Below are 10,173 nucleotides of genomic sequence, written 5' to 3'. Positions count from 1 at the left end.
CAAGTGAAATAAAAAAATCTAAAAATCCTTCTTCCAGCTTCATTCCTATATCCATTTAAATGAAGCTAGCCTCTCATTATTTACCGATTTAAGCTAGATTTTTTTCATGAGGTGGCCCTGTCTTTAAAAGAAAGATGCGTTGATTATTGACGTTGTTTGTTTTATACTTCGCGCGATGAAATTTAGGTGAATATGTGAACAAACGGCTAAATAAGCACAGTATAATACGCTTTTGGCTGGTCCAGCTGGGTTTGGTCTTACTGCTAACTGCTATTTGCGCAGTAAAATTTAATATAAATTCTGCTTACTCAGCCTTATTAGGTGGACTGGTGTGTATCATTCCTAATGCTTTATTTGCCAGAAAATTATTTAAGTATCAAGGTGCTCGAGCTGCTAAACAAATTGTCAACAATTTCTATAAAGGCGAAGCACTAAAAATAATTTTATCAATAATCCTTTTCACTCTAGTATTTATTTTTTGTAAGATTACACCCCTGGCGTTCTTTGCCTCATATGTATTAGTACTCATGACGCATTGGTTAGCTCCATGGATAATTGTCAATAAACGAAAATAGGCCAAAAAGTGACTGAAATGGTATCTAGTACAAATTATATCAAGCATCACCTAACGTATTTAACTTATAACGTTAGTGAAATGAAATTAGGTTCTAGCGGAGGTTTTTGGACTTTAAACCTAGACACTCTATTTTTCTCGATAGTTTCAGGGATTATCGTCTTAGCGCTCATGTATTTTGGCGCGCGGAAAGTAACTACCGGGGTTCCTGGAAAGCTGCAAAATTTTGCTGAATTAATGCTGCAGTTTGCAGATAATCAGGTAAAAGATTGCTTTCATGGTAAAAACAATTTAATTGGGCCTTTGGCGCTAACCATATTTATGTGGGTATTCCTCATGAATTTTATGGATATCGTGCCGGTAGATATTTTACCCGATATCGCTCAATTAGGCGGTGTTCATTATTTAAAAGTAGTTCCTACTAATGATTTGAATTTAACCTTTGCGCTATCGTTATCGGTATTTTTATTAATATTGTTCTATAGCATTAAAATCAAAGGTGCTAAAGGCTTTATTAAAGAGCTGACTTTACAGCCTTTTAATCACCCATTATTTATTCCTTTTAACTTATTGCTTGAATTAGTTGGGTTAATTGCCAAACCAATTTCTCTAGCACTTCGTTTATTTGGGAATTTATATGCTGGCGAATTAATCTTTATTTTGATAGCCTTGTTAACCTTAAATGCAGCATCGTCGTCACTGATTAGTACGATGACCTTAGGCTCCGCTCAATTTTTATTGGCGTTGGCGTGGTCCATCTTCCATATATTAGTAATTACTTTGCAAGCATTTATTTTCATGGTGCTGACTATTGTTTATTTAAGTCTAGCTCACGAAGAACATTAATTTTAATTTTTTCATCATCATCCATTGTAAAGGGGATAAAATATGCAAGCTGCTGAGTTAATAGCACAAGTTCAAGGTATGACCGTTATTGCGGTTGCGTTATTAATAGGTCTAGGTGCTCTGGGTACCGCAATAGGCTTCGGTTTACTTGGCGGTAAATTCCTTGAAGGTTCGGCTCGTCAACCTGAAATGGTTCCTATGTTACAAGTAAAAATGTTTATCGTTGCAGGCTTATTAGACGCGGTAACTATGATTGGTGTTGGTATCGCATTATTCTTTACCTTTGCTAATCCATTCTTAAGCAATTTGGGTTCTTGATAACAGATGAGTAGGGCGCCATTGCGCCCTAATTGTTGCAGGAGATATTACTTTGGATATTAATTTAACATTAGTAGTGCAAATGCTCGTTTTTGCCGCATTTGTATTGTTTACTATGAAATTAGTTTGGCCTCCTTTAGCGAAAGCTTTAGAAGAGCGTCAGGAAAAAATTGCTGATGGCTTAGCTGCTGCTGAGCGTGGGCATAAAGAGCTTGAGCTCGCTCAACATCGTGTTAAAGACGAATTAAAGCAAGCTAAAGCCACTTCAGTAGATATTATTGAAAAAGCAAACAAACGTGCTGCTCAAATTATTGAAGAAGCAAAAGATGCGGCAAGACGTGAAGCGCAAATTCAAGCGAAAATTGCTCAAGAGCAATTAACGCAGCAGGTAAATCATGCTAAAGAAGAATTGCGTAAGCAAGTTGCTAAGTTGGCAGTTACTGGTGCTGAGCGAATTTTACAGCGGGAAGTCGATGCTAAAGCGAATAGCGCCCTGTTAGATAACCTAATAGAAGAGATTTAATATGTCTGATAGTACTACCATAGCCAGACCTTACGCCAAAGCTATTTTTGAACATGCCTTAGCTGAAAAAAAGCTTGCTCAATGGTCTGATTACTTGTTTGTACTTGCTCAAGCAGTTTTAGATTCTCAGGCCTCTGAATTTATTGCTAATCCTGCATCAACTATTGAGCAACAAATAGAGCTTCTCAATGCGGTATGCTCTGTTAAAGAAGATAAGGCATTAAGTAATTTAATTCACTTATTGGCTACAAATAAAAGATTGATGTTGCTACCTGAAATTAAGGCGCTGTATGAGGTTCATCGGGCAGAGCAAGAAAAAACCTTAGGCGTTGATGTAATTAGTTATTCTGAGCTTTCTTCAGTTCAACAGCAACACTTAATGGATGCATTAAGTAAGCGTTTACAACGTAATGTATCGTTAAAGATAAGTATTGACCCATCCTTGCTTGGCGGAGCAGTAGTTCGAGCAGGTGATTTAGTGATCGATGGTTCAGTGCGGGGTAAGCTTAATAAGCTTAGTACCGACTTAGCCGCTTAATTTAGAGGATAGTTTTCATGTCAGAACAAGTCGCGTTAAATCCTTCTGAAATCAGCGAATTAATCAGAAAGAAAATAGATCAATTCAGTGTTGTTTCTGAAGCACGTAATGAAGGTACTGTTGTTAGTTTAAAAGACGGTATTGTTCGCATGCATGGCCTTGCAGACGCAATGGCTGGAGAAATGATTGAGTTCCCAGGTGGCGTTTACGGTTTAGCACTTAACTTAGAAAGAGATTCTGTGGGTGCGGTAATCCTAGGTGATTCATCAACCCTAGCTGAAGGACAGAAAGGTAAGTGTACTGGCCGTATTCTTGAAGTGCCAGTTGGACCTGCCTTATTAGGCCGTGTAGTGGATGCCCTTGGTAATCCAATTGATGGCAAAGGCCCCATCAATGCCACAATGATGTCGCCAATTGAGAAAGTTGCTCCTGGAGTTATTGCACGTAAATCAGTAGACCAACCCGTCCAAACTGGATTAAAAGCCATTGATGCGATGATTCCTGTTGGTCGTGGTCAGCGTGAGCTTATCATCGGTGACCGTCAAACTGGAAAATCAGCAATTGCGATTGATGCCATTATTAACCAAAAAGGTACTGGTGTTAAATGTATTTATGTAGCTATCGGCCAAAAAGCATCCTCTGTTGCTGCCATTGTGCGCAAATTAGAAGAGCATGGTGCTTTAGAACACACTATCGTGGTGGTGGCAGGTGCTGCTGACTCAGCCGCGTTACAATTCATTGCTCCTTATTCTGGATGTTCAATGGGTGAGTACTTCATGGAACGTGGTGAAGATGCCCTGATTGTTTATGACGATTTAACTAAGCAAGCTTGGGCCTACCGTCAAATTTCTTTACTTTTACGCCGACCACCAGGTCGTGAAGCTTATCCAGGGGATATTTTCTATTTACACTCGCGTCTACTTGAGCGTGCTGCGCGTATTAATGCGGATGAAGTAGAAAAATTAACCAAAGGTGAAGTGAAAGGTAAAACGGGATCATTAACTGCATTGCCGATTATTGAAACACAAGCAGGGGACGTATCAGCCTTCGTTCCGACCAACGTTATTTCGATTACTGATGGTCAGATCTTCCTTGACGTTGACTTATTTAACTCAGGCGTCCGTCCTGCGATTAACTCCGGTTTATCTGTATCACGTGTGGGTGGAGCGGCTCAAACTAAGATCATGAAGAAGCTAGGTGGCGGTACTCGTCTTGCTTTAGCACAGTTCAGAGAGCTAGAGGCATTTTCTCAATTTGCTTCTGACCTTGATGATGCGACCCGTAAACAGTTAGAGCGTGGTCAAAGAATCACTGAGCTGATGAAACAAAAACAATACGCTCCATTCTCAGTTGCAGAAATGGGTATCAGCTTATTTGTAGTTGAAAAAGGCTACTTAGACGATATCCCTGTAAATGAAGTTAGTTCTTTTGAAGCATCGCTTCATGATTACATGCGTAGCTCACATGCTGCTTTATTAGCCAAAATTAATGAGGCTGGTGCCTACGATAATGATATTGAAGCCCAACTGAAAAAAGCAGTTGATGAGTTCAAACGTACTGCTAGTTGGTAATTTATAAGGTCAGCTTAGCTCTGACCTTAATCAATTAAAGTAAAGGCGAAGTAAGATATGGCTGGAGCAAAAGAAATTCGTACGAAAATTTCGAGTATTAATAAAACTCGAAAAATTACGCGTGCGATGGAAATGGTAGCGGCAAGTAAAATGCGTAAAACGCAAGAAAGAATGCGTGCATCCAAACCCTATGCCACTAGAATTTACGAGGTAGTCAAACACGTTGCTCGTGCGAACTCTGAGTACAGACATCCGTTTATGAGTGAGCGTGAACTCAAACGCATAGGCATTATCGTAGTGACTTCTGACCGAGGTTTATGCGGTGGCTTAAATGCCAATTTATTACGCGAGACAATTCGCACTATCCGTGGCTGGAAAGAGCAAGGTAAAGAAGTTGATATTGCTGTGGTTGGCCGTAAAGGACAAGCATTCTTCAAGCGGGTTGGTGGCCATGTTTTAGGTTCTGTCGAGCATCTTGGTGATACTCCCACCCTCAATGATCTTATTGGGGTAGTGAAGGTAATGATTGATGCTTATTACAGTGGTGCTTTAGATGCAGTTCATATTGTTTACAATGAATTTGTTAATACTATGACGCAAAAGCCGATGGTAAAGCAATTATTACCTTTACCTAAGTCTGAAGACGATAGCAAGGCTATGGGGCATCATTGGGATTACATCTATGAGCCTGACGCTAAAGAGTTATTAGATGAACTTTTAGAGCGTTATATTGAGATCCAGGTTTATCAAGGTGTTGTAGAAAATATCGCTTGCGAACAAGCTGCTAAAATGATTGCCATGAAAAACGCAACTGAAAATGCGGGCGAATTAATCAAAGAATTTCAATTGGCTTATAACAAAGCACGACAAGCTGCTATTACTCAAGAGTTAGCAGAAATTGTTGGTGGCGCAGCCGCTTTATAAGAGGGTTATATAAATGAGCATAGGAACAGTAGTAGAAGTAATTGGTCCCGTGGTAGACGTTGAGTTTCCTCGAGATAGCGTTCCCAAGGTAAATGATGCCTTAAATCTAGTTGATGGTGATCTAGTATTCGAAGTACAGCAACAATTAGGTGATGGCGTTGTTCGTACTATTGCAATGGGAACTACGGAAGGACTTAAGCGTGGTTTAAAAGCCCTAAATACTGGGAACCCCATTCAAGTACCCGTTGGCAAAAAGACTTTAGGTCGGATTATGGATGTTTTAGGCCGTCCAGTAGACGATGCTGGCCCCGTTGATGCAGAAGAGCATTGGGCTATTCATCGCAAAGCACCAAGCTATGAAGATCAAGCAGGTAGCCAAGAATTATTAGAAACCGGTATTAAAGTAATTGATTTGCTTTGTCCATTCGCAAAGGGCGGAAAAGTAGGTTTATTCGGTGGCGCCGGTGTGGGTAAAACGGTCAATATGATGGAATTAATCCGTAACATTGCTATTGAGCATAGCGGTTATTCTGTATTTGCTGGTGTGGGTGAGCGTACCCGTGAAGGTAATGACTTCTACCATGAAATGAAAGATTCTAATGTATTGGATAAAGTATCCTTAGTATACGGTCAGATGAATGAGCCACCAGGAAACCGTTTACGTGTTGCTCTAACCGGTTTGACTATGGCGGAAAAATTCCGTGATGAAGGTCGTGACGTATTATTATTCATCGATAATATTTATCGTTATACCCTGGCCGGGGTGGAAGTATCGGCACTACTAGGCCGTATGCCTTCTGCCGTAGGTTATCAACCAACTTTAGCAGAAGAAATGGGTATGCTCCAAGAGCGTATCACTTCTACTAAAACGGGTTCTATTACGTCAATTCAAGCAGTATATGTACCTGCAGACGACTTAACTGACCCCTCTCCTGCTACTACTTTTGCTCACTTAGACGCAACTGTTGTATTGTCACGACAAATTGCTGAATTAGGTATTTACCCAGCAGTAGATCCACTAGACTCTACTTCCCGTCAATTAGATCCTTTAATTGTTGGTCAAGAGCATTATGATACCGCTCGTCGAGTTCAACAAACTTTACAGCGTTACAAAGAATTAAAAGATATTATTGCGATTCTCGGTATGGATGAATTGTCGGAAGAAGACAAGCGAGTGGTAACTAGAGCACGTAAGATCCAACGCTTTTTATCGCAACCCTTCTTCGTGGCTGAAGTGTTTACTGGTTCACCAGGCAAATACGTATCCCTTAAAGATACTATTAAAGGGTTCCAAGGCATTCTTGCTGGCGAATACGATGACTTACCAGAGCAGGCATTCTACATGGTAGGTAGTATAGAGGAAGCTGTTGCTAAAGCGAAAACCTTATGAGGCAAGCTGATATGACTATAACAACGCACTTAGATATAGTTAGTGCAGAACGTCAAATTTTCTCCGGCCTGGTTGAAATGGTTGTGGCCACCGGGGAACTTGGCGAGGTTGGAATTACTCCAGGGCATGCTCCCTTGCTTACTCTATTAAAACCGGGTGAAATACGTCTTACTTTACCGGGTGGCGAGCAAGAAATCTATTATGTTCAAGGTGGCATGCTTGAAGTCCAACCCCACTGCATTACCGTTCTTTCTGACGTAGCTGAGCGTGCTGAGCACCTCGATGAAGCGGCTGCCCTTGCTGCTAAAGCAAGTGCGGAAGCTGCGATGGCTAACAAAGGTGCTGATATGGATTATTCCGTTGCTGCTATTGAATTAGCGCGAGCAGTAGCACAGATTAGAGCGATCCAGAAAGTAAGAAAAAACGTTAAATAAGCTTACATCGGCAAGATAGGGTTGTTAAAATCTCTATTTTGCCTCCTACTTCCCCTCTTTCGCTTAACCCTTTTTTTCCCCAAACCCTCTAACTATATAATTTTTTTATAAATGTTGTATATTAGATCTGAATTATTAATAAAAAGACGACTCCAATCCTATTTTAAATAACAGAAATAGGTAATAGCGCTTTATGCTTAGCCCGTAGTGCTAACCTCAAAGCGGCTGGCGGCAGTTTCTTTACTGATACCGGGACAACCCTAACTTATAATGGCTCACTGACTGGGGTGGGACAATTACGTAAAGAGGGTTTAGGAACCTTAATTTTAGGTAATGCTGCGAATAATTATACGGGAGGTACGCTCGTTCTAGGCGGCACGGTGCAGGCGATGAGCTCCACCTTACCGGGGGATGTGAGCGTCAATAGTGGGGCTTTCTTAACCTTTGCCCAAAATACCGATGGGACTTACACGGGTGTCATTAGCGGTGCAGGAAATGTTATTAAAGAAGGTAATGGTACGATAACCTTAACCGGCATTCAAAGCTATACTGGACAGACTACGATTAATCAAGGGGGGATTCAAGGGACCACGAGCTCCTTAAATAACCACAGCGTCACCACAAGTACCAGCAATACCGCTCTCATTTTTAATCAGAACTTTAATGGAAATTACAGTGGAAGCTTAACTGGAGCCGGGGCATTGGTAAAATACGGGAGCGGCACAGTGGTGATGACTGGCGCCAGTACTTATACCGGTAGACAATCCAACGCAGTTGGGTGCCGCTGGCGGCAATTTTAGCATGGATCCCTTAACCAGCCTGGGGTTGCAAGGAAAAGTTAGTGGCACTGGTTCTTTAACTAAAAAAGGTGCCGGTGTGCTGAGCCTTGATAATGTACTCAATAGTTATACGGGTGGTACGTTCTTACAAGAGGGAACTGTGCCTCCGGTGGTTTAGTAAACCATTCCCAATATACTATTAATGGAGGGATGCTGGATCTTAATGGCACGAGTTTGAGCATGAGCAAGCTTAGTGGCAGCGGTGGCGCAATTGATGTGAGCAATACCAGTTTAATTTTAGAACAAAATACTGCGGGCAGTTATGCTGGCAGTTTTCAGGGCAATACGCAGGCCCTGATTGAAAAAAGTAAGGCCGGCGAGTTTAGTTTAAGCGGTAATAGCTCAGCCTACCAAGGTGTTTTTAATGTAGAAAAAGGTGCTTTATTGATGAATGGCAGCATGGGCGGCCTCATCAATGTAAAAAAATCAGCCTTCATCCGGGGTCGGGGTAGCGTTAATGATTTGGTTATTTATGGCACCATTGGTCCCGGGGATCCTGTGGGTATGCTAAGGGTTAAAGGGAATTACGTACAGCAGGCAGGCTCTGTTTATGAGATGCAAGTTGACAATAAACAACATTCGGATTTTATTCACATACAGGGCACAGCAAAGCTCAACGGAGGGACTGTCCGTTTGGGTGAACCTAGGACAGTTTATAAGGCAGACTCTAAATTTCTAATATTGGAGGCTTTAGGAGGGGTGTTAGGCACTTATGCTGCTTTAGATGCTCCGCATTTACCCTTTCTTTATTTTTATTTAAGTTATGATCCTAAACAGGTTTATTTAAACGTATATAAGCCGATAGCATTCTCTGCATTGGCTACTACCGCGAACCAAATTGCAACCGCTGATGCCCTCGAAACACTGCCGCCAACGGATCCCTTATATATCGCTGCGGTCAATTTAAATACCGCCGAAAAAGCGCAAAAAGCCTTTGATCTTTTGTCTGGAGAAATTCATGCCTCGATTCTTGGCAGCATAGCTGAAGAAAGCCGTTATTTACGGGAGGCGATTTGGCAAGAATTGGCGCAGCCATCGCAGGCTAATAACGATCATGCCCTGTGGTTAAGAACCTTTAATTCTCAAGTTAAACGCGATACAGATAATAATGCTGCGCAATTAAATGGCACGGCTTCAGGATTTTTTCTAGGGGTAGACCAACGCTTAAGTGAACAGCTGAAGTTTGGGGCGGTTTTTGGTCATGGCGCTAGCCAAAATAAAGTTCCGGAGCGAGGTTCTCTAGCCAATCTTAGCCAATCTGCTCTTGCTGTGTATTCCGAATACCAAATGGGTGCTTGGTCCATGCGCGGAGGCTACGGGCATTACTGGTATTCTCCCCAAGTACAACGCGTTGCAGAAGTAGGGGAAGTACTCAACTATTTAAATAGCCATTACAAAGCTTCATCCGATCAGTTTTTCACCGAGCTAAGCCATAAAAACTCTTTTAAAGGAATAGCTATCGAGCCCTTGGCTCAATTTGCTGTAGTAAATGCTGCCACCCGTTCTTTTGTAGAGCAAAGCGGACTCACCGCTTTACATGGTTTTAGTGAGCAGCTATGGCTTCCACTTAGCACCTTAGGTTTGCGAAGTACCCATAAGCTCTGGCAGTCTGAACACTTAAGTTTGGGCAGCAAAGCAATGTTAGGATGGCAACATGCTTTTAATTCCTGTATTCCGAAAGCTGTTTTTGCTTTTGCGTCCAGCGCCAACTTTAACATCAGTGGTACCCCCATTGCGAAAGATAGTGCTATCTTGACTGCTGGTTTAGAGTTAAAAAACACGGGCGTTCATGAATTAGCAGTGGACTTAAGTTACCAAGGCCAGCTGGCACCTAATGTGACCAATAACGGCTTATTATTCACCTTCAATTGGACTCATTAAGCAAGCAGCAAGCTAGTCCTTAAGGCTTGCACGAGGGCTATAGGAGTACAAAATCTAAATCACGACTTTTTTTTACACTGTTGATTCACAAAGTTGTCCACAGCTTATACCTAAGTTAATTTTATTATTTGATAAATTAATCAATAAGTTATAAAAGTTAAAAATAAGCCTTCGGCCAGCAGTTTTGGAGTTATGCACAATATTCTATTCCTTATAATTCAGGGTCACCTCATGAAAAATTTTGAGATAAGATAGTGGTTAAAATAGAATCATCCCATCCAGCATTTTTTCTGAGCCGCTTAATAGATTGCCTTTTCATCTGATTTTTAGTTAAT

The 10,173-nt window shown here is 41.4% G+C and carries 12 protein-coding genes; all 12 read left to right on the top strand.

What is annotated here, in order from left to right; all coding sequences use genetic code 11:
- Positions 1 to 194: 194 nt before the first annotated feature.
- Entirely contained in the window at positions 195 to 575 is a 381-nt protein-coding gene (locus ELY15_RS10675) for an ATP synthase subunit I (RefSeq protein ID WP_233586656.1), read from the top strand.
- A gap of 17 nt (positions 576 to 592) precedes the next feature.
- Positions 593 to 1,420, top strand: coding sequence for a F0F1 ATP synthase subunit A (gene atpB, locus ELY15_RS10670; RefSeq protein ID WP_127099827.1), 828 nt, complete (start codon positions 593 to 595; stop codon positions 1,418 to 1,420).
- Positions 1,421 to 1,462: 42 nt separating this feature from the next.
- A complete protein-coding gene (atpE, locus tag ELY15_RS10665) occupies positions 1,463 to 1,738 on the top strand; it encodes a F0F1 ATP synthase subunit C (RefSeq protein WP_127099825.1) in 276 nt (91 codons plus the stop codon).
- A 52-nt stretch (positions 1,739 to 1,790) separates the two neighbouring features.
- Positions 1,791 to 2,261 carry a F0F1 ATP synthase subunit B gene (locus ELY15_RS10660; RefSeq protein WP_127099823.1) on the top strand — a complete coding sequence of 157 codons (471 nt, stop codon included), beginning with the start codon at positions 1,791 to 1,793 and terminating at the stop codon, positions 2,259 to 2,261.
- 1 nt (position 2,262) lies between these two features.
- Complete coding sequence (locus ELY15_RS10655; protein WP_127099821.1) at positions 2,263 to 2,799, top strand: F0F1 ATP synthase subunit delta; 537 nt, start codon at positions 2,263 to 2,265, stop codon at positions 2,797 to 2,799.
- Positions 2,800 to 2,816: 17 nt separating this feature from the next.
- On the top strand, positions 2,817 to 4,370 hold the full coding sequence (gene atpA, locus ELY15_RS10650; protein ID WP_127099819.1) for a F0F1 ATP synthase subunit alpha: 1,554 nt from the start codon (positions 2,817 to 2,819) through the stop codon (positions 4,368 to 4,370).
- Between the two features lie 57 nt (positions 4,371 to 4,427).
- Positions 4,428 to 5,294, top strand: a complete 867-nt coding sequence (atpG, locus tag ELY15_RS10645; protein ID WP_127099817.1) for a F0F1 ATP synthase subunit gamma — start codon at positions 4,428 to 4,430, stop codon at positions 5,292 to 5,294.
- 13 nt (positions 5,295 to 5,307) lie between these two features.
- Positions 5,308 to 6,684 carry a F0F1 ATP synthase subunit beta gene (gene atpD / locus ELY15_RS10640; protein WP_127099815.1) on the top strand — a complete coding sequence of 459 codons (1,377 nt, stop codon included), beginning with the start codon at positions 5,308 to 5,310 and terminating at the stop codon, positions 6,682 to 6,684.
- An 11-nt stretch (positions 6,685 to 6,695) separates the two neighbouring features.
- Entirely contained in the window at positions 6,696 to 7,118 is a 423-nt protein-coding gene (locus tag ELY15_RS10635; RefSeq protein ID WP_127099813.1) for a F0F1 ATP synthase subunit epsilon, read from the top strand.
- Positions 7,119 to 7,405: 287 nt separating this feature from the next.
- Positions 7,406 to 7,918 carry an autotransporter-associated beta strand repeat-containing protein gene (locus tag ELY15_RS10630; protein WP_127099811.1) on the top strand — a complete coding sequence of 171 codons (513 nt, stop codon included), beginning with the start codon at positions 7,406 to 7,408 and terminating at the stop codon, positions 7,916 to 7,918.
- Between the two features lies 1 nt (position 7,919).
- Positions 7,920 to 8,075, top strand: a complete 156-nt coding sequence (locus ELY15_RS10625; protein ID WP_127099809.1) for an autotransporter-associated beta strand repeat-containing protein — start codon at positions 7,920 to 7,922, stop codon at positions 8,073 to 8,075.
- Between the two features lie 62 nt (positions 8,076 to 8,137).
- Positions 8,138 to 9,838: an autotransporter domain-containing protein gene (locus tag ELY15_RS10620; RefSeq protein WP_158617452.1), complete on the top strand. Its 1,701-nt coding sequence runs from the start codon at positions 8,138 to 8,140 to the stop codon at positions 9,836 to 9,838.
- Positions 9,839 to 10,173 lie beyond the last annotated feature (335 nt).

This window comes from Legionella sp. km772 (assembly GCF_003989735.1).
Lineage (GTDB): Bacteria > Pseudomonadota > Gammaproteobacteria > Legionellales > Legionellaceae > Legionella.
Note: the sequence above shows the minus strand (reverse complement) of the source record. Positions and strands in the feature narration are given on the sequence as shown.